We start from the raw sequence: 17,259 nt of genomic DNA on the forward strand, positions 1-17,259 counted from the left end.
CCATGTCCTGGCCGCGCTCGCGGATCACCCGGTTGAGGTGCGCGAAGCAGAAGTTCAGGCCCGGAGTGGTGCCCCAGTGGCCCAGCAGGCGCGGCTTGACGTGCTCGGGCCGCAGCGGCTCGGCGAGCAGCGGGTTGTCGAGCAGGTAGATCTGCCCGACCGACAGGTAGTTCGCGGCCCGCCAGTAGGCGTCGACGCGATCGAGGTCGTCCATGCCATGAGCGTCTCCGGCCGCCGCCGCCCATGTAAGGGACCTTCGTCACTACCGGGGCCGCCGAACGGTCGGCTAGCGTCCGAGACATGATTCGCGTGTTCCTGGTGGACGACCACGAGGTCGTACGGCGGGGCGTCGCCGCACTGCTCGACGCCGAGGACGACATCGAGGTGGTCGGGGAGGCCGGCACGGCGGAGTCCGCCGTCGCCCGCATCCCGGCGCTGCGGCCGGATGTCGCCGTGCTCGACGTGCGGCTGCCGGACGGCAGCGGCGTGGACGTCTGCCGGGAGGTCCGGTCGCGGATGCCCGAGCTGGCGTGCCTGATGCTCACGTCCTTCGCCGACGACGAGGCCCTGTTCGACGCCGTCATGGCGGGGGCGTCCGGCTACGTGCTCAAGCAGATCCACGGCTCCGACCTGGTCGGCGCGGTCCGGACGGTGGCCGCCGGGCAGTCGCTGCTCGATCCCCAGACCACCGCGAGCATGCTCCAGCGGCTGCGCGACCAGGCCGAGAAGAAGGACCCGCTGGCCGCCCTGTCCGACCAGGAGCGGCAGATCCTCGAGCTCATCGGCGAGGGGCTGACCAACCGGCAGATCGGCGAGCGGCTCTTCCTCGCCGAGAAGACCGTCAAGAACTACGTGTCCAACCTGCTGAGCAAGCTCAGCATGCAGCGGCGCACCCAGGCGGCCGCGCTCGCCGCCCGGCTCAAGGCCGATCGACACCGATGACGGGACCTTCGCCCCTAATCCCCGCTGTCCCGCGGCAGCAGGCTTGACCTCATGAAGCTCGACGCGACCGGCCTGGAGATCCTGGCCCCGGAGGAGTGCCTGGACCTGCTGGCGTCCACGCCGATCGGGCGGATCGTCTTCACCGATCGCGCCCTGCCCGCCGTCCAGCCGGTCAACTTCTGCCTGGACGACGGCACCATCGTGATCCGCACGGCGATCGGCTCCAAGCTTGCGGCCGCAGCCCGCAACACCGTCGTCGCCTTCGAGGCCGACGAGTTCGACCCGGCGACGCGCACGGGGTGGTCGGTGACCGCGGTGGGCCACGCGAGGGCCGCGTCGGAGCCCGCCGAGATCGAGCGGCTGGCGGCGCTCCCGCTGACGCCGTGGGCCCCCGGGAGCCACGACCACTTCATCGTGATGACGCCCGAGCAGATCTCGGGCCGCCGGATCAACCGGTGAGCGAGAGGACCGGCTCCGGCGTCCGTCTCCCGGTCCGGGAGACAGACGCCGGCGCGCGGCGGGTGGCGGCCCTCTTTCCGGGATCCCACGCTGTCATCAAAATCTGCTGACAGCGTGGGGGTGCGCCCGTGCTCAACCTGAGGATCTATCGTCGAGATCCCCTGGGGTCCCTCATCGAACCCGTCTGTTCCAACCTCAGCCGCAAGGAGTCGCCACGTAGGTGGCGGCGGTGGCGGCGGGGCAGCCACTGTCCAGGACGACGAGGCTCGCGTCCAGGTAGGTGGCGGGCAGCAGCGGCGGCGCCCAGTAGGTCGCGCCCCACGGACGGCCCCAGCCGCCCCAGTGGTGGCCCCAGCCGCCGCCCCAGCCGCCGCCCCAGTGGCCGCCCCAGCCACCGTGACCCCAGTCGTGCGGGGTGGCGGTGACCGCGGCGGCGGCCGGCTGAGCGGGGCTGAGCGGGGCGATGGCCTCCGCGTTTGCCGCCGCCGGCGCCATCACGGCGAAGGCGGCGCAGGCGGAACCGGCGAGAAGCAGTCGTTTGATCATTGCTGGTGTATCCCTCCTGTGCGAGTGCAGTCACCAGGTGTGACCTGCCCGTCACGTTATCCAGCCGTCGATCATCGTTCTGGACGTGGACACCTCAAGGGACGGTAATCATGCAATCCCGCCAAGGGACGAATCAGGCCATCAACGGGCGAAACCCACAGGGCGCGGGCCGGTCAGGAGAGGCGGCGGCGGAACACCCAGTACGTCCAGCCCTGGTAGGCGAGCACGACCGGCGTGAAGACGGCCGCCACCCACGTCATGACCCCCAGCGTGTACGGCGTGGACGCGGCGTTGTGCACGGTCAGGCTGTTGGCCGGGTCGAGCGCGGGCATCACGTCGGGCCACAGGCTCCCGAACAGCGTGGCGGTGACCGCCACGACGGCCACGGCGTTGGCGGTGAACGCCCAGCCGTCCCGGCCGCGCACGGTCGCCACCACGGCGCCCGCGATGCCGGCGGCGGCCGCCGCCACCCCGGCCCACGTGGCGGCCGTCCCGGTCGACAGCTGTGTGAGCACGAGGAACAGCCCGCCGGCCGCGAGAGCGGCCAGACCCAGCGTGCGGGCCAGTTCCCTCGCGTGGTCGCGCAGTTCGCCCGTCGTCTTGAGCGCGACGAACACGGCCCCGTGCAGGGTGAACAGCGTCAGCGTCGCCACGCCCCCGAGCAGGGCGTACGGGTTGAGCAGGGTCAGCAGCGAGCCGGTGTACTCGTGGCGCGCGTCGAGCGGCACGCCTCGGACGATGTCGGCGAAGGCGACCCCCCACAGGAACGCCGGGCCGAGCGAGCCCCAGAAGAAGGCCCGGTCCCAGCCCTTCGTGACGTCGCTCTTCGAGCGGTACTCCAGCGCGACGCCCCTGACGATCAAGGCGATCAGGATGAGGAACAGGGGCAGGTAGAAGCCGCTGAACAGGGTGGCGTACCACTCGGGGAACGCCGCGAACGTGGCGCCGCCCGCGACCAGCAGCCACACCTCGTTGCCGTCCCACACCGGCCCGATCGACCGGACGAGGGTGCGGCGGCGCGCCTCGTCGGTGCCCAGGACCGGCAGCAGGACGCCGACCCCGAAGTCGAAGCCCTCCAGGACGAAGTACCCCGTCCACAGGACGGCGATGAGCAGGAACCAGACGGTGGTGAGCTCCATTGGACGTTCCTCAGCTGTACGGACCTAGTAGGACAGAGCGGGCAGGGTGTCGACGGGCTCGTCCGTCCGTCCCGCGGGTTCCGGCCCGGAGCGGATGAACTTCAGCAGCAGCCTGACCTCGATGAACGCGAGCACGGCGTAGACGAGGGTGAAGCCGGCGAGGGTGACGGCGACCTCGGCCACGTCCGAGCCGGGGGACACCGCCGCCGAGGTGCGCATGACTCCGAAGACCGTCCACGGCTGGCGCCCCATCTCGGTGAAGATCCAGCCCAGCGAGTTGGCCAGGAACGGCAGCCCGATCCCGATGACGGCGATCCGGTAGAACCAGGGGTTCGCGGGCAGCCTCCGCCTCCGGGTGAACCACAGGCCGGCGAGGGCCAGCAGCCCGGCGAGCCCGCCGAACCCGATCATGAGCCGGAACGACCAGTAGGCGAGGCCGACGATCGGCCGGTAGTCGCCGGGGCCGTACGTCGCCTGGTAGCGGGCCTGGATGTCGTTGACGCCCTCGACCCTGCCGTCCGGCGTGCTGGTCGCCAGCAGGCTCAGGCCGTACGGGATCTGGACGTTGACGTGGTTGCGGCCGTTGCGGACGTCGCCGACGGCGAACAGCGAGAAGCCGGCGGAGCTCTCGTCCTCCCACAGCGCCTCGGCGGCCGCCATCTTCATCGGCTGCTGCCTCGTCATGATCTGCGCCTGCCAGTGCCCCGACAGGGACACCCCGACGGCCGCGACCAGCGTCACGACCATCGCAGCCCGCGCGGAAGCGCGGAAGAGGTCCACCTCGCGCTTGCGGGCGAGCTGCCAGGCGCTCACACCGATGACGAACGCCCCGGCCGTGACGAACGCCCCGAAGATCACATGGGGGAAGGTCGCCAGCGTGGTGACGTTGGTGAGGACGGCCCAGATGTCGGTCAGCTCGGCCCGGCCGGTGGCGGGGTTGAGCCGGTATCCGACCGGGTGCTGCATCCAGGAGTTGGCCGCGAGGATGAAGTACGCGGAGATGGTGGTGCCGAAGGCGGCCAGCCAGATCGTGGCGAGATGGAGCCCGCGGGGCAGCTTGTCCCACCCGAATATCCACAGGCCGAGGAAGGTCGACTCCAGGAAGAAGGCCATCAGGCCCTCCATGGCGAGCGGCGCGCCGAACACGTCCCCCACGAAGCGCGAGTAGGCGCTCCAGTTCATGCCGAACTGGAACTCCTGGACGATGCCCGTCACCACGCCCATGGCGAAGTTGATCAGGAAGAGTCTGCCCCAGAACCTCGTCATCCGGAGGTAGGCAGGATTGTCCGTCCGGTACCACGCCGTCTGGAATCCGGCCACGAGGGCGGACAGGCCGATCGTCAGCGGCACGAACAGGAAGTGGTACACGGTCGTGATGCCGAACTGCCATCGGGACAGGTCGAGGACGTCCATCGGGGCTCCACAGTCGTCAGCGGGGACATCCGCAGCGTGACGGAGGAGCCCGCCCTGCCCGTAGGGCCGCGCGGCCTCGGCTCGGAGGACCTTGGTCCCTGCCCCGCGAAGACACCGCGACGACACCGCGAAGACCGCGCGGCGGCTCGCTGGGGAGGCGGGGAGGCGGACGGGCGGGGCGCGGCGGCGGGGATGATGGAGGGGTGCGCGCCCGACCCGTCTCCCCAACGCTGCTGGTCGAGGAGCTCGCCGACCGCGTCGCCGCCGTCCCCGGCGGCGGATGGGTGCGGGTGGCGGTCGACGGCGCCCCTCCGGCCGGGCCGGGACGGCTCGCGGACGACCTGGTCGGCCCGCTGCGCCTACGTGGGAGGGAGGCGCTGCGGGTGCCGGCGGCCGGGTTCCTGCGCCCGGCCTCGCTCCGCTTCGAGTTCGGCAGGACCGATCCCGACGTGTTCTACGACGAGTGGCTGGATGTGCGCGGGCTCGTCCGGGAGGTGCTCGGCCCGCTCGGGCCCGGCCGTACGGGCAGGGTGCTGCCCTCGCTGTGGGACAGCGAGCGCGACCGGGCGACCCGCGCCGGCTACGTGACGCTGCCGCCCGGCGGGGTCGTGCTGGTGGACGGCGCGCTGCTGCTCGGCCGGGGCCTGCCGTTCGACCTGACCGTGCACCTGTCGATGTCGCCCGCAGCGCTCGCGCGGCGCACCGCCGACGCCGAACGGTGGACGCTGCCCGCCTACGAGCGCTACGAGCGGGAGGTCGAGCCGGTGAGCACGGCCGACGTGGTGGTCCGCGTCGAGGACCCCCGGCACCCCGCCCTGGTCACCGATCGGGAGTGACGCCCGAGCACGCGGAACGGGGACGACCGGGCACCCCGTCCTGGCCGCCGGGCGGGCGTCACACCTCGCGTCCCCGACGCGGTCGCCGGGCGGGCGGGACCGGCGTCCCTTCGTGGTCGCCGGGCGGCGCGACACCCCGGCGCCGGGACGACGCCGCGCCGGTCGTCGACGCGGGGCTCGCGGACGTCAGAGCCCGTACTCCTCCAGCAGCCGCAGCCAGACCTCGCTGACCGTGGGGAACGACGGAACGGCGTGCCACAGGTCGTCGAGCGGGACCTGCGCCGTGACCGCGATGGTCGCGGCGTGCAGCAGCTCGGCGGCGCCCGGCGCCACGAACGTCACCCCGAGCAGCACGCGGCGGCGCTCGTCGACCACCGCCTTGGCCCGTCCCCGGTATCCCTCGCCGAGCAGCGCGCCGCCCGCGACCTGGCCCATGTCGTACTCGACCACGCGCACGTCGAGTCCGTCCGCCCGGGCCTGGGCCTCGGTCCTGCCGACCGCGCACACCTGCGGGTCCGTGAAGATCACCTGCGGCGCGCCCATCCCGTCGGCCCGGTCGCGCATGGACGGCCGGTCGTCGGCGGCGTTCCGCGACCGCGCCACGATCACGTCGGCGCAGACGCGGCCCTGGTACTTGCCCATGTGCGTGAGCGGGCTGAGGCCGTTGACGTCGCCGATGGCGTAGAGCCAGCCGTCCCCCACGCCTGTGGCCCGCATCGACCCGTCGACCCGGACAGGACCCCGCTCCTCGAGCCCCACGGTGGCGAGGCCCAGGTCGCCGGTGGCCGGACGGCGGCCGGTGGCCACGAGGATCTCGTCGGCGACCAGCGTCCGCCCGCTCGCCAGGCGCACGGTCACCTCGCCCTCCGGATCGGGACGCTCCACCTTCTCGACGTTCTCGTTCGTGCGGAGCTCGACCCCCTGGCCGGTCAGCGAGGCGGCCACCATCTCGCCCGCGAAGGGCTCCAGCCGCTCCAGCAGCCCGCCGCCGCGCACCACCATCGTGACCTCCCGGGCGCCGAGGCCGCGCATGGCCTGGGCCATCTCGGAGGCCACGACGCCGCCGCCGACCACGACCAGCCGCCCGGGGACGGCGCGGGCACCCGTGGCCTCCCGGTTGGTCCACGGCCGGGCGTCGGCCAGCCCCGGCACCGGCGGGATCACGGCCGTGCTCCCGGTCGCCAGCACGACGGCCTGCCGGGCGGTCAGCGCCCGCGTGTCCCCGCCCTGCGTCTCGACCTCCACCCGCCGGGCGCCCGCCAGGCGGCCCCGGCCGCGTACGAGCGTCACGCCGGCCGACTCGATCCACCGCACCTGACCGCTGTCGTCGTACCCGGACACCATGGAGTCCCGCCACGCGAGCACGGCCTTGGCGTCGATCGGGGCCATCTCGACCCCCGGCACCCGCCCGGCCTCCCCCGCCAGGTCGACCGGTCGGAGCAGGGCCTTGCTCGGGATGCAGGCCCAGTAGGAGCACTCGCCGCCCGCCAGCTCCTTCTCCACCACCGCCACGCTCAGCCCGGCGGCCGCCGCCCGGCCGGCGGCGACCTCACCGGCCGGGCCGGCGCCGATCACGATCACATCGAACTCGTCAGGCATGGGCACCCCCACCTCGTACGGCACGTCGTCCGCCGTCCAGCCTGTCACGAGGGGTGGGAGGGGGCCGACACGAGCCCTGACTCGTAGGCGGCGATGACGAGCTGGGCCCGGTCCCGGGCGGCTAGCTTGGCCAGCAGGTGGCCGACGTGGGTCTTCACGGTCGCCGTGCTGAGATGGAGTCGCGCGGCGATCTCGGCGTTGGACAGCCCGCGGGCCACGAGCACCAGCACCTCGCGCTCCCGCTCGGTCACGCCGTCGAGCCCACGGACGGGCGCCGGCCGGATCTCGCCGCCCCGCGCGAACTCCTCGATCAGGCGGCGGGTCACGCTCGGGGCGAGCAGCCCCTCGCCCTCGGCGACGACGCGGATGCCCGCGAGCAGGCCGGCCGGCGGGGTGCTCTTCAGCAGGAACCCGCTGGCCCCGGCCCGCAGCCCGCCGTACACGTACTCGTCCAGGTCGAACGTCGTGAGGATCAGCACCCGGACGCCGGCCGTCTCCGGGGAGCGGCAGATCAGCCGGGTGGCCTCGATCCCGTCCATCTCCGGCATGCGGACGTCCATCAGCACCACGTCGGGACGCTCGCGCCGGGCCGCGTCGACCGCCTCGGCCCCGGTCGCCGCCTCGCCGACCGCCACGAGGCCGGGGGCGGTGTCGATCAGCAGCCGGAAGCTGCCGCGCAGCAGGGCCTGGTCGTCGGCCACCAGGACCCGTATCGGTTCGGGCACGCTCACCCCTCCTCTCCGAGCCCCGCGCCGTAGGGGACGGGGTCGAGCGGCAGGCGGGCGTGCACGCGGAAGCCGCCGCCGGGGAGCGGCCCCGCCGCGAGGGCCCCGCCGTACAGCGCGGCGCGCTCCCGCATCCCGGCGAGACCGTGCCCGCCGAGGCCGTCCTCCGCGGGCAGCACCCGCGCGCCGGGCCCGTCGTCGGTCACCTCGATCCGCACCTCGTCCGCCGCGCGCTCGACGACCACGCGGCATCGGGCCGGGGCCGCGTGCCGCACCACGTTCGTGACCGCCTCCTGCACGATCCGGTAGACCGACAGCTCCACGCCGTCGGGCAGCCGTCCCTCCACCCGTACGTCGAGGTCCACCCGCACCCCCGCCAGCGCGGCGCGGCCGGCGACGTCGGGCAGGGCGGCCAGCCCGGGGACGGGCCCGAGGTCGGCGCGCCCCTCCCCCGACCGCAGGACGCCGAGCATCCGGCGCATCTCGGCCAGCGCCTCCCGGCTGGTGGTCTCGATGACGCGCAGGGCGTCGCGCACCTCGTCCGGCCGCTCGCCCGCCACATGGGCGGCGATCGCGGCCTTCACCCCGATCACGCTGAGCGTGTGGGACACGACGTCGTGGAGCTCGCGGGCGAGCCGCAGCCGCTCCTCCGTCACCGCGCGTTCGGCGGCCTGCCCGGCCGAGCGCGCGGCGTAGGCCCGCCGTTCCCGCACGGCGCGGCCGATCGTCCAGGCCCCGCCGGCGGCGACGCACCCGGTCAGGACCCATCCGGCGACGTCGCGGCCGGGGGTCTGCGGGGAGCCGCCGCCGACGGTGGCGAGCAGCGCGGTCAGCGCGCTGAGCAGGCCGATCGCGAGCGTCGGCTCGCGCCTGCGGCGGGGGGCCGTCAGGGCCACCGTGTACAGGGCGTACGCCGCCGCCGCGAACGGCTCCCGCACGACGCCGAGCGCGAGCCCGGCCGCGGACGCCGTGAGGACGACCGCGAACACGGGCAGCGGCCACAGCCTCCGGACCGCGACGGGCAGCGCGACGGCGGCGACGACCAGGCACCGGACCCACGGCTGCACGGGCGACGGCCGCGCGAGCGCGCCCACGAGCAGCACGAGGCCGTATCCCGTCCCGGCCAGCGCGTCGAGCCCGACGAGCTCCCAGCGGCGCAGCGCCCGGGGGAACAGCGGCCGAACGCCCGGATCGTCCACCCGGCAACGGTAGCCCGCCGGCCCCGCCGGGCGCCTCCGCCCGTGGTCGGTCATCCTCCGGGCGGAGGCCCGGCCGCCGTACGACCGGGAGACGAGCGGCGATCTCGGACGCCGGTCCGATGCGCGGGAGGGGCGCGGCGCGGGACGGTCGGACCGTGATCGACGTGACGGATCTGACCAAGGGGTACGGCGGCACGGTCGCCGTGGACCGCCTGACGTTCCACGTGAAACCAGGACGGGTGACGGGCTTCCTCGGCCCCAACGGCGCGGGGAAGTCCACGACCATGCGGGTGATCCTCGGGCTCGACCGGCCGACGGCGGGGACGGCGCTGATCGGGGGCCGCCGGTACGGCGAGATGCGGCATCCGCTCCGCGAGGTGGGCGCGCTGCTGGACGCCACGGCCGTCCAGGGCGGCCGCACCCCGCTGGGCCATCTCGGGTGGATCGCCCGGAGCAACCGGATCGGGCGCGAGCGGGTGGCGGCGGTGCTGGAGCTGGCCGGGCTCGCGGGCGCCGCCCGCACCCGGATCGGCCGGTTCTCCCTGGGGATGAAGCAGCGGCTCGGCATCGCGGCGGCCCTTCTCGGCGACCCGGGCGTGCTGATGCTGGACGAGCCGGTCAACGGGCTCGACCCCGACGGGGTCCGGTGGATCCGCGGGCTGCTGCGCGGGCTGGCGGCCGAGGGCCGGACGGTGCTGCTGTCCAGCCACCTGATGAGCGAGATGGAGCTCACGGCCGACCACCTGGTGGTCATCGGCCGTGGACGGCTGATCGCGGACACCTCCCTCGGCGAGCTGGCCGCCCGCTTCCCCCGCGGGGTGCTGGTCCGCTCCCCGCGCACGGGCGAGCTGGCCCGCCTGCTCGCCGAGGCCGGGGCGGCGGTGGCGACCGGCGCGGAGGGCGGACTGACGGTGAGCGGCCTCGGCGCGGCCGAGATCGGCGAGCTGGCCGCCCGGCACGCGATCCCGGTCCACGAGGTGACCCCGAGGACGGCCTCGCTGGAGGACATCTACCTGCGCCTGACGGACGGCGCGACGGAGCACGCCGCAGGGAGGGCCGAGCGGTGACCGACGTCCTCGCCGCCGAATGGCGCAAGCTGTGGTCGGCCCGGTCCACCCGCCTGGTGCTGGCGGTCGTCGCCGCGTCCGTCGGACTGATGGCCCTGCTGGCCTGGTACGCCGCGAATCTGTGGGACGGGCTGCCGCCCGCGCGCAGGTCGACGATGGGCCTCGCCCCGCTCCCCGGGCTGCTGGAGTGGATCGCGTCCCTGTGCTTCGCGGTGCTGGGCGTGATCTCGTTCACGGGCGAGTACGGCACCGGCATGATCCGCCTGACGTTCACGGCGATGCCCTCCCGGCGGTCGGTGCTCGCGGCGAAGGCGGCGGTCGTGGGGGCCCTGGCGCTGGCCTGCGGCCTGGCGGCCGTCGCCGCCACGTCCCTGCTGGGCCGGGCGATCATCGGCGGCCGGACCATGCGGGGACAGCCGACCGAGCCGTTCCTCCAGGAGCTCCCGCAGCTCGGCGCGATGGGCCTGTCGATCACGACGTTCGCGCTGCTCGGGCTGTTCGCCGGGGCGATCGCGCGCTCGACGGCCGCCGCCGTGGCCGTTCTAGTGGCGATCTGGTACGTGATCCCCATCGTCGTGAACAACGTCCCCGCCCCCTGGGACGAACGACTCGGCTCGGTGCTGCCGGGGGCGCTCGCCGGCCAGATGGCCGGCACCGGCAACCCGTACTCGGTCGGCGGCTCGCTCCTGTCCCCCCTCGCCGCGCTCGCCGTGACCGCCGCCTACGTGCTCGTGCCGTACGGACTGGCGGCGGCCGCGCTCTCCCGCAGGGACGCCTGAACGTCAGACCGCGGCCAGGGCGCCGGCGGGGGGCATGCGGGAGGCGCGGACCGACGGGTACAGGCCCGCCACCACGCCGACCGCGACGGCGCCCGCCACGCCCCCGGCCACGGCGGCCTCGGGGACGACGGGCGGCCAGCCCTGGGCGAGCGCGTAGCCGACCGCCGCCGGCACGCCCAGCGCGACGCCCGCGACCCCCCCGAGGCCCGACAGCGCGACCGACTCCGCCAGGAACTGGGCCCGGACGTGCCCCCGGGTCGCCCCGAGCGCCCTCCGCAGGCCGATCTCCCGGCGCCGCTCCAGCACGGAGACCACCATGGTGTCGGCCACCCCGATGCCGCCGACCAGCAGGGCGACGCCGGCGAGGCCGAGGAACAGCGCCGAGAACGCGGTCTCGGTCACCCGCTTGGCCGCCAGGGCGTCGGACGGCCTCCCGACGAGCACGAGGCCGGGCGTCTGAGGCGCCACGGTGGCGGGGAGCACGGCCCGGACGTCCTCCACGGCGTCCTCCCTCGCCTGGACGTACACCACCGTGGGGTGGCCGTCGAAGCGGAGCAGGCGGCGGGCGGCCTCCCAGCCGACCAGGACGGATCGGTCGATCTCGGGGGCCAGCGGCACGGCGTCGAGGATCCCGGTGACCGTGAACCAGTGGCCGCCGACGGAGATCTGCGGCGGCCGGCGGCCCGCGCCCAGGTCGTCGATGCCCAGCCGTATGGCCGCCTGATATCCCAGGACGGCCACCGGGAACCGGTCGACCGGCGCGCTCAGGAACCGTCCCGAGCGGATCCTCCCGTGGATCGCGGCCGGCAGGTTCTCCCGGGCGGCGAGGACGCTGATCCCGGCCGCGTCCCCCTCGTCCGCCCGGTCCGAGCGGGCCACGACGGCGTGCGTGTTGGCGACCGCGGCCGCCGTCGTGACCGGCCCGATGCGGGCGGCCATCCGGTCGGCGTCCTCCGGCAGCAGGACGGGTGGATCCTGGTTGGGCATGGGCTCGGCGCGCAGCATGCCGGTGCCGAGCGCGGACAGGCGCTCCATCAGCGCCTTCTGTCCGCTCGCCGGGATGCCGATCACCACGATGACGGTCGCGACCCCGATCGCGATGCCGAGGGCGGACAGCGCGGCCCGCACCTTCCGGATGCGGATGCCCAGCAGGCCGAGCCGCAGCACATCCGGCGGCGATAGCCGTACCGGCCGGCTCCCGGTCAGGGCGCCGCGGGCGCCCGCGCTCACGCCGCGCTCCCGGCGCGGACGTCGGCGACGACCCGCCCGTCGAGGATCTCCACGCGGCGGGGCGCGCGGGCCGCGAGGTCGCGGTCGTGCGTCACGATCGCGATCGTCGTGCCCTCCCCGTTCAGGCGGACGAGCAGGTCGAGCACGGCCCTGCCGTTGGCCGTGTCGAGCGACCCGGTGGGCTCGTCGGCCAGGACCAGCGACGGCCCGTTGACCAGCGCCCGCGCGATCGCGACCCGCTGGCGCTCGCCGCCCGACAGCTGGTGCGGCAGGTGCCCGGCCCGGTGGGACAGCCCCACGCGGTCGAGCGCCTCCAGGGCCAGCGGCCTGCGCCGGCGGTGCGGCACGCCGGCGTAGAGCAGCCCGGTCGCGACGTTCTCGGCCGCGCTCAGCCCGTCCGTGAGGTGGAACTGCTGGAAGACGAAGCCCAGGTGGCGGCCGCGCAGCGCGGACAGCCGCCGGTCGCCGAGGCTCCCCGCGTCCTGGCCGCCGATCTCCACGCCGCCGCTGGTCGGCAGGTCGAGCGTGCCCATGATGGTGAGCAGCGTCGACTTCCCCGACCCGGACGGCCCGACGATCGCGAGGAGCTCCCCCTCGTGGACGTCCAGCGAGACGTCGTCGAGGGCGACCACCCCGCCCGGATGGACCTTGCCCGCCCGCCGGACGCGCAGGAACGGAACCGGCCCGCTCATGAGCTGGTCACCACCTTCAGCCCGGCGGCGATGCCGGGGCCGCCGACCTCGACCATCCCCCGGGCGAACATCCCCGTTCTGGCGGCGACCAGCGTGCCGCCGGGCGTCTGGAGGGCGTAGCCGCCCTCGCGCAGGGCGAGCAGCGCGCCGATCGGCACCGCCAGCACTCCCCGCCGCAGGGCGGAGGTGAAGCGCACCTCGACCGGCGCGGCGTCGAGCCCCTTGATCCTCTTCGCCGGGGTCACGGTGACGTCGAGCCGGGTCTGGGACTGGCCCGAGGAGTCGGCGGCGTCCTGGGCGGTCCGCGCGACCGCCGTGACCGTCCCGCCGGCCGTGCGGCCGTCCGGGAGGACGATCCGCACCTTCGCGCCGCGCCGGATCGTCCCGGCCGAGGCGGTCTCCACCGGCACGGTCACCACCTGGGCCGTCCGGGTGACCGAGAGGATCTCTCCCGCGACCGGGTCGCCGAGCTGTGCCTTCACCGCGTCGACCCGCATCGGGCCGGGGAACACCACGGCCTGCCCGACGTCCAGCACGCCCGTCGGTTTGAGGCCGTTGTCCTGCTGCCACCGTTTCAGTGCCGCGCGCAGCGACGCGGTGAACACCTCCCCGGGTGGCGCCGGCGTCCCCTGGGGCGCCGGCGACCAGGAGCGGACCGGAGCCGAGCCGGGCGCGTAACCGAGGGCCCGCAGGTTGTCCGCCACAACAGCCACGTCACGTCCCCGCGCCCCGAGCGCGCCCAGCCTCCGAAACAGCGGCGTGTCGCCGTAGAAGACCGCCACCGGGCGGTCGTCCGCCCAGTACAGCGGCCTGCCCCTGACCGTCGTCGCCCCCGGCTTCGGCAGCCGGGTGACGAGCCCGGTCCCGGCGCCCCGCAGGGGCCGGGCCGCTCCGAAACCGAGGGTTCCGGGGAGGGTGACGGTGTCCGACAGGTCGGTCTTCACCACGGTGGTCGTGGCCACCGGGATCCCGGTGACGCGCGGCGCGGGCGGCGGGCCGCCGCGGGTCGCGACCGCGACCGCCCCCGCGCCGGCCACCGCGGCCAGCGCGGCCCCCGCGACCACGAGCCGCCCGCGGCGCCGCCGGGCGTCGCCGTCCCCCTCGGTCACCATCGGACCTCCGTCCACACGTTCTCGTCCCCCTCGGCCCCCGGGCAGGGGCCCGGCACGGCGACGAGCATGGCCGTGGAATGTCAGGAAGCCGTCAGCAACCCATAGCGCTCCGATGAGCACGCGGCCGCCCGGGGAAGGCAGTCGCCTGGCCGACCTAAGCTCGGCGGCATGTGCGCATATGTCCTGGTGGCGGAGGACGACGTCAAGCAGGCCGACCTGGTCCGCCGCTATCTGGAGCACGAGGGCCACCGGGTCGTCACCGTCCACGACGGGCGGTCGGCCCTGGAGGAGGTGCGCCGCCGGGCCCCGGACCTGATGGTGCTCGACGTGATGATGCCGAAGGTGGACGGGCTCGACGTGTGCCGGATCGTCCGCGCCGAGTCGGACCTGCCGGTGCTGATGCTCACCGCGCGCACGACGGAGGACGACCTGCTGCTCGGCCTCGACCTCGGCGCGGACGACTACATGACCAAGCCGTACAGCCCGAGGGAGCTGATGGCCCGGGTCCGCGCCCTGCTGCGGCGCACCCGGGCGGCCGCCTCCGCGCCCGCCCCCGTGCTGACGGCCGGCGCCGTGACCGTGGACCCGGCCCGGCACGAGGTGGTCGTGGACGGCAGGCGGATCGAGTTCACGCCGGGGGAGTTCCAGATCCTGGAGCTGATGGCCGGGGAACCCGGCAGGGTCTTCACCCGCGAGCAGATCCTGCTCCACCTGCACGGCTTCGACCGGTACATCACCTCACGGGCCGTCGACGTGCACGTCATGAACCTGCGCAGGAAGATCGAGCCCGAGCCGCGGCGGCCGGTGCGCCTCGTGACCGTCCACGGGGTGGGCTACAAGCTGACCGACGCGGCTCCGGGCTCCCCCGATGACGCCTGACCCGCCCGCCCGCCGGGGACCGCTCGCGCGCCGCGGCCTGCTGGTGCGGCTGCTGGCCGTCTCCGTGCTCGTGTCCGTGTGCTCGATCGCGGCCACCGCCTGGCTGGTGGTCCGCAGCACGACCGTGGCCATCAGGCAGGAGGAGGGCCAGGCGCTCGCGGAGGACGCCCGCGCCTACCGGGCCCTGCTCGGCTGGGCCGCGACGCACACGACGTGGGACGGCGCGCGCGACACGGTGGTCCGGCTGGCCCGCCAGATCGGGCACCGCGTCACGCTCACGACCGAGGACCGCCGGGTCGTCCTCGACTCCGACTCCGGGCCGGTGTCGCTGCCGTCCACGCCGACGGCGGTCGTCGAGCCGCTGGCCGTCGACACCGCCCTCGCCGGCGGATCGCCCTCCGACCGGATCGACCCCCGCGTGACCGGGCCCTTCCGGCTGCCCCGGGCCGAGCGCACCCGGCTGCGCGTGGCCGCCGAGCAGCAGGCGCTCTGCCTGCGGCAGAGCTTCTCCGCCACCGCCCAGGTCGTCGAGGGGCCGAGCGGGCGCCCGTACGTCGAGTCGCCCACCCTCAACCCGACGCTGGCCGCCCGCTGCGCGAGCCCGGTCCTGGACGGCCTGACGCCCACGGAGCGAAAGGCGCTGCGCCACCTCACCGGCCTCGTGAACGCGTGTCTCGAGCGCCGCGGCGCTCCCCCGGTGACGATCGGCCTCGACTTCACGTGGACACCGGTGCCTGGTCCCGCGCCGGCCGGCGGCCGGGCCTCCGGCCCTTCGGCGCAGCCACCCGCCGCGAGCGTGCCCAGCTGCATCGCCACCGGCCGGCACGAGCAGCTCGCGCCGTACGTCGCCCCCTCGGTTCTGCTGTTCGTCAGCAGCCGGGGCGCCGGCGCCTCCACGATCGTCGACCTGTCCCCCACCGGCCAGGCCAGGATCGCGGGCGTCGTCGCGCTCGTGCTGGCCGTCACCGTGGGCGTGACCGTCCTGGCCGGCGTACGGCTCGTCCGGCCGCTGCGGGCGCTGACCCACGCGGCCCGGCGGATGACTGACGGGGACGTGTCCGCCCGCGTGGAGGTCGCCGGCGGGGACGAGATCGGCCGGCTGGCGGACGCCTTCAACGCCATGGCCCGGCGGCGCGAGCAGCTGGAGGAGCTGCGCAAGGGCATGGTCAGCGACGTCGCACACGAGCTGCGGACCCCGCTCAGCAACATCCGCGGCTGGCTGGAGGCGACCGAGGACGGCCTGGTCGCGCCGGACCGGGCGCTGATGTCCTCGCTGCTGGAGGAGGCCGCGCTCCTCCAGCACGTCGTCGACGACCTGCAGGACCTCGCCGTCGCCGACGCCGGGGAGCTGACCCTGCACCGGCGGCCGACGGACGTCCGGGAGCTGCTCGACCAGGTGGCCACGGCACACCGGAGAGGCGCGGACGGCGCGGGCGTCCATCTGTCCGTCGAGGTCGAGGGAGAACCGTCGGTGGCCGCCGACCCCGTGCGGCTGCGCCAGGCGGTGGGCAACCTCGTGTCCAACGCCGTCCGGCACACGCCCCCCGGAGGCCGGGTGGCCCTGCGGGCGCGTGAGGAGGGGGCCGACCTGGTGATCGAGGTCGCGGACACCGGCGTCGGCATATCGCCCGAGGACCTGCCGCTCGTCTTCGAGCGGTTCTGGCGGGTGGAGAAGTCCCGCAGCCGGCGCACCGGCGGCAGCGGGCTCGGGCTGCCCATCGTCCGCAAGCTCGTCGAGGCGCACGGCGGCTCGGTCTCCGCCGCGAGCGTCCCGGGCGAGGGCTCGGTCTTCACGATCCGCCTGCCCGTCCGTTCCTGAAGCGGCAGGCCGCACGACTACCGCGCCCTCATCCGGGCCTGACGATTCCCTGACACGGGTCCCCCATCCTCGTCCCCATGAACGGACACAGCATCGTCACGCCGACGGGAACGCGCATCCGGCTCGGGAGGGCACTGGGCGCGGCCGCGCTCGCCGCCGCCGCGCTGACGGCCTGCGGGGGGACCTCGCAGGCCGCCTCCGGCGCGCAGAACGACCCTGCCGCGCAGAACGACCCTGCCGCGCAGAACGACCATGTCGCCTCCCTCGTCACCGCCACGGCCTCCGGCGCGACGGCCGCGGGAACGGCCGCGGCCCGGCCGCCGAAGCAGGAGACGGTCGACTCGCGGCGCCCGCAGCTGCGCCTGGACAGCTCCGAGGAGGAGATCACCGCGCTGAGGAAGGCGTACGCCGAGTGCCTGCGCGAGCACGGCGCATGGGACGCGGGGACGACGGGCTCCGCGGCGCAGAAGGCCGAGGACAAGGCCCGGAAGTCCTGCGAGGACAAGGAGCCCCTCCTGCCGCCCGAGATGGACCCCGAGCGGAACCCGCACTACGCCGACGCCGTCAGGGCGGAGGTGAAGTGCCTGAAGGGCCACGGGTTCAAGGTCCACCTCGTCCCCGCCGCCGGCTCGGACCCCAACGCGATCTCCTGGACGTACGACAGCATCCCCGCGGAGGGCGTGGACATCGAGGGGATTCAGGACCAGTGCCGGATCAAGGCGTTCGGCGGCGGCGGGGCGTTGCGCCCGGGCCCCGCGTGAGCCGTACGGCCTGTGGGAGGCCCGGCCCGGGTCCGGCGGAGGTGACGGCGGCGGCTGTCCGG

The 17,259-nt window shown here is 74.8% G+C and carries 18 protein-coding genes; 8 read left to right on the top strand and 10 right to left on the bottom strand.

Going from position 1 to position 17,259, the window contains the following annotated elements; translation table 11 throughout:
- A partial coding sequence (locus tag Mco01_RS32870; protein WP_204060727.1) for a phosphoketolase family protein occupies positions 1–214 on the bottom strand: 214 nt, incomplete at its 3' end.
- An 86-nt stretch (positions 215–300) separates the two neighbouring features.
- Between Mco01_RS32870 and Mco01_RS32875 the strand changes: the two genes are divergently transcribed.
- A complete protein-coding gene (locus Mco01_RS32875; protein ID WP_036324658.1) occupies positions 301–942 on the top strand; it encodes a response regulator transcription factor in 642 nt (213 codons plus the stop codon).
- Between the two features lie 51 nt (positions 943–993).
- Positions 994–1,401: a pyridoxamine 5'-phosphate oxidase family protein gene (locus Mco01_RS32880; RefSeq protein ID WP_204060728.1), complete on the top strand. Its 408-nt coding sequence runs from the start codon at positions 994–996 to the stop codon at positions 1,399–1,401.
- 195 nt (positions 1,402–1,596) lie between these two features.
- On the opposite strand, the gene Mco01_RS32885 is transcribed toward Mco01_RS32880, so the two are convergent.
- The 3 genes from Mco01_RS32885 to Mco01_RS32895 form a co-directional block, all read right to left on the bottom strand.
- Positions 1,597–1,947 carry a hypothetical protein gene (locus tag Mco01_RS32885; RefSeq protein ID WP_204060729.1) on the bottom strand — a complete coding sequence of 117 codons (351 nt, stop codon included), beginning with the start codon at positions 1,945–1,947 and terminating at the stop codon, positions 1,597–1,599.
- Between the two features lie 173 nt (positions 1,948–2,120).
- Complete coding sequence (gene cydB / locus Mco01_RS32890; protein WP_204060730.1) at positions 2,121–3,086, bottom strand: cytochrome d ubiquinol oxidase subunit II; 966 nt, start codon at positions 3,084–3,086, stop codon at positions 2,121–2,123.
- A 24-nt stretch (positions 3,087–3,110) separates the two neighbouring features.
- Positions 3,111–4,499: a cytochrome ubiquinol oxidase subunit I gene (locus tag Mco01_RS32895; protein ID WP_204060731.1), complete on the bottom strand. Its 1,389-nt coding sequence runs from the start codon at positions 4,497–4,499 to the stop codon at positions 3,111–3,113.
- A gap of 203 nt (positions 4,500–4,702) precedes the next feature.
- On the opposite strand from Mco01_RS32895, the gene Mco01_RS32900 reads away from it, so the two are divergent.
- Positions 4,703–5,335 (top strand): nucleoside/nucleotide kinase family protein, encoded by a 633-nt coding sequence (locus tag Mco01_RS32900; RefSeq protein ID WP_036324662.1) that lies wholly within the window; start codon positions 4,703–4,705, stop codon positions 5,333–5,335.
- Positions 5,336–5,521: 186 nt separating this feature from the next.
- On the opposite strand, the gene Mco01_RS32905 is transcribed toward Mco01_RS32900, so the two are convergent.
- Genes Mco01_RS32905 through Mco01_RS32915 form a run of 3 tightly spaced genes read right to left on the bottom strand, consistent with a single transcriptional unit; the run spans position 5,522 to position 8,858 of the window.
- Complete coding sequence (locus tag Mco01_RS32905; protein ID WP_275410646.1) at positions 5,522–6,982, bottom strand: dihydrolipoyl dehydrogenase family protein; 1,461 nt, start codon at positions 6,980–6,982, stop codon at positions 5,522–5,524.
- On the bottom strand, positions 6,979–7,659 hold the full coding sequence (locus Mco01_RS32910) for a response regulator (RefSeq protein ID WP_204060732.1): 681 nt from the start codon (positions 7,657–7,659) through the stop codon (positions 6,979–6,981). The genes Mco01_RS32905 and Mco01_RS32910 overlap by 4 nt, the downstream gene beginning before the upstream one ends.
- Positions 7,660–7,661: 2 nt before the next feature.
- Positions 7,662–8,858, bottom strand: a complete 1,197-nt coding sequence (locus tag Mco01_RS32915) for a sensor histidine kinase (protein WP_204060733.1) — start codon at positions 8,856–8,858, stop codon at positions 7,662–7,664.
- 155 nt (positions 8,859–9,013) lie between these two features.
- Here Mco01_RS32915 and Mco01_RS32920 point away from each other — a divergent pair, with 155 nt between their 5' ends.
- The gene (locus tag Mco01_RS32920) at positions 9,014–9,925 is read left to right on the top strand and encodes an ABC transporter ATP-binding protein (RefSeq protein WP_204060734.1); all 912 of its coding nucleotides are present in this window, start codon (positions 9,014–9,016) and stop codon (positions 9,923–9,925) included.
- Positions 9,922–10,704 (top strand): ABC transporter permease, encoded by a 783-nt coding sequence (locus Mco01_RS32925; RefSeq protein ID WP_204060735.1) that lies wholly within the window; start codon positions 9,922–9,924, stop codon positions 10,702–10,704. Before Mco01_RS32920 ends, Mco01_RS32925 begins: the two co-directional genes overlap by 4 nt.
- Before the next feature lie 3 nt (positions 10,705–10,707).
- Here the strand turns inward: Mco01_RS32925 and Mco01_RS32930 are convergent, their stop codons facing one another.
- From Mco01_RS32930 to Mco01_RS32940, 3 genes are read right to left on the bottom strand one after another with little or no spacing between them, the layout of a single operon-like run.
- The gene (locus Mco01_RS32930; protein ID WP_239104090.1) at positions 10,708–11,934 is read right to left on the bottom strand and encodes an ABC transporter permease; all 1,227 of its coding nucleotides are present in this window, start codon (positions 11,932–11,934) and stop codon (positions 10,708–10,710) included.
- Positions 11,931–12,626 (bottom strand): ABC transporter ATP-binding protein, encoded by a 696-nt coding sequence (locus tag Mco01_RS32935; protein ID WP_204060736.1) that lies wholly within the window; start codon positions 12,624–12,626, stop codon positions 11,931–11,933. The genes Mco01_RS32930 and Mco01_RS32935 overlap by 4 nt, the downstream gene beginning before the upstream one ends.
- Positions 12,623–13,738, bottom strand: a complete 1,116-nt coding sequence (locus tag Mco01_RS32940; protein WP_204060737.1) for a peptidoglycan-binding domain-containing protein — start codon at positions 13,736–13,738, stop codon at positions 12,623–12,625. Before Mco01_RS32940 ends, Mco01_RS32935 begins: the two co-directional genes overlap by 4 nt.
- A gap of 168 nt (positions 13,739–13,906) precedes the next feature.
- Between Mco01_RS32940 and Mco01_RS32945 the strand changes: the two genes are divergently transcribed.
- From Mco01_RS32945 to Mco01_RS32955, 3 genes are all read left to right on the top strand, one after another.
- Positions 13,907–14,617 (top strand): response regulator transcription factor, encoded by a 711-nt coding sequence (locus Mco01_RS32945; protein ID WP_204060738.1) that lies wholly within the window; start codon positions 13,907–13,909, stop codon positions 14,615–14,617.
- Positions 14,607–16,436, top strand: coding sequence for a sensor histidine kinase (locus tag Mco01_RS32950; protein WP_204060739.1), 1,830 nt, complete (start codon positions 14,607–14,609; stop codon positions 16,434–16,436). The genes Mco01_RS32945 and Mco01_RS32950 overlap by 11 nt, the downstream gene beginning before the upstream one ends.
- 77 nt (positions 16,437–16,513) lie before the next feature.
- The gene (locus tag Mco01_RS32955) at positions 16,514–17,197 is read left to right on the top strand and encodes a hypothetical protein (RefSeq protein WP_204060740.1); all 684 of its coding nucleotides are present in this window, start codon (positions 16,514–16,516) and stop codon (positions 17,195–17,197) included.
- The last annotated feature ends 62 nt before the right edge of the window (positions 17,198–17,259 follow it).

This window comes from Microbispora corallina (assembly GCF_016863035.1).
Lineage (GTDB): Bacteria > Actinomycetota > Actinomycetes > Streptosporangiales > Streptosporangiaceae > Microbispora > Microbispora corallina.